General features: G+C 39.3%; 2 protein-coding genes. One reads left to right on the top strand and one right to left on the bottom strand.

Annotated features, from left to right (window positions below; genetic code table 11):
- Nucleotides 1-459 precede the first annotated feature (459 nt).
- Nucleotides 460-837, bottom strand: coding sequence for a cupin domain-containing protein (locus tag CDZ78_RS20405; RefSeq protein ID WP_087871580.1), 378 nt, complete (start codon nucleotides 835-837; stop codon nucleotides 460-462).
- Here CDZ78_RS20405 and CDZ78_RS22470 point away from each other — a divergent pair.
- Entirely contained in the window at nucleotides 832-1,104 is a 273-nt protein-coding gene (locus tag CDZ78_RS22470; protein WP_087871579.1) for a hypothetical protein, read from the top strand. The genes CDZ78_RS20405 and CDZ78_RS22470 overlap by 6 nt on opposite strands.
- Nucleotides 1,105-1,421 lie beyond the last annotated feature (317 nt).

Here is a 1,421-nt window from a genome sequence, read left to right as displayed (position 1 = left end):
AATGACGTGTTTTTTAACATACTAATGTTTAAAGCTTAATTTCACTTTGGCTGAGAGTTGTACGTAATCAGCATCTTAAGCCAGGTTTCTGGCTGCCCACCTTCAAGTAACAAAATACTATATATTCAAAGACTTGTATTTTGTTACTTAGAAGCATTATTTATATTGTTAAATCTGATTATATTCTGATTATTCGAGTATCGCATGACCGAATGGATGTTCAACAACATATGGAGAAATAGTTTAGCAATGACTATTGGAAAAATTAAACCTGCAACAACTTTGAAGTTTTTATAACTTGTCGTTCGATAGTTCGATCCGCTTAACTCGTGGTTATTCTCTATAAAGGTGACTTATTGACTGTCAGGTTTGGGGTGGATAACTGCCTTTCAGTGTATGATTTGACCGCAGTTAACAATAAACATATTAGGTTGAGTTTGAGGTTATACAATTAACCGATTATTCAGCCTGTGCTTCTAAATCTTCATAACAGGAACTTGTAAAGCGTGGACTGCAAATCGCCAGAAATACTAAATCCTGATCGCCTGTGTTGCTGATACGTTGACGACAAAGAACCGGAATTAGCACTACATCACCAGGGTTAACTTTTGTCGCTGCAAGTTCGCCTACTTCAACTACCCCCGTGCCGGAAATAATAACATAGGGCTCAATAGTATCCGCAGGTCGGTGCCAGCGAGTGGTCACGCCCGGCGTAACCCTGGCTTGAGCAATCGAAACATCAGTATCCTGAGTGGAATTGGATAGTTCAATAATATGACAACCTTCGTCGATAAAAAACTCATCTTGAGGGGTGTAGGGAAGAATTGTTGCTTGCATAAAGGGGAGCCTGTTTGTATAAATGCTGGGAATGTCGCTGATTTATCCGTAGGCCGGAATAGCGCAGCGTTTTCCGGCACACGCACGAAACAAAAAAGTACTCCCAATCTTCGTGGTGAAAGCGATATATTTTTAGAATCGGTGTGTTATTACTTTTCTCTGCATCCATTGGTGGAAAACGCTGCGCTATTCCACGTTACGTTAGCGGTTCAATTTTTTTTGATGGTGGTGGAGTATATCGATTATCCAGAGTTCTATCAATTTTAACGGTAAGGTTTTCCACCGTTTTAATGGTTAGTTTTTTATTTGGTCCTTTCGCTTCGGAAACATAATTGCCTACCAGCTTGGCATCACTAACGCGGATTAAATGACCGATTAAATAGGCAAATAAAAAGGGCTCTATGTGAATCCTAGTGGGTAGTGCGATAATAATACCATGAATAGTGAATCTTTATTTAGTATGGCTTTAGGCTTACAATCGCCTTGGAAAGTGGAAGAAATTATCTTTTCAAACGACAATATTTTAGAACAGAATGAACTTCATTTGCAGATAGGTTTTGAACCAGGCGCCCGTTTTGCTGATG

The organism is Bathymodiolus platifrons methanotrophic gill symbiont, from assembly GCF_002189065.1.
In the GTDB taxonomy this organism is placed as follows: Bacteria; Pseudomonadota; Gammaproteobacteria; order Methylococcales; family Methylomonadaceae; genus Methyloprofundus.
The sequence above is the reverse complement of the archived record's forward strand: the minus strand, read 5'-3'. Positions and strand labels throughout refer to the sequence as shown.

Excerpts from the sequence above, each read along its gene's own strand:
- CDZ78_RS20405 (WP_087871580.1), bottom strand. The coding sequence starts at position 837 with ATGCAAGCAACAATTCTTCCCTACACCCCTCAAGATGAGTTTTTTATC.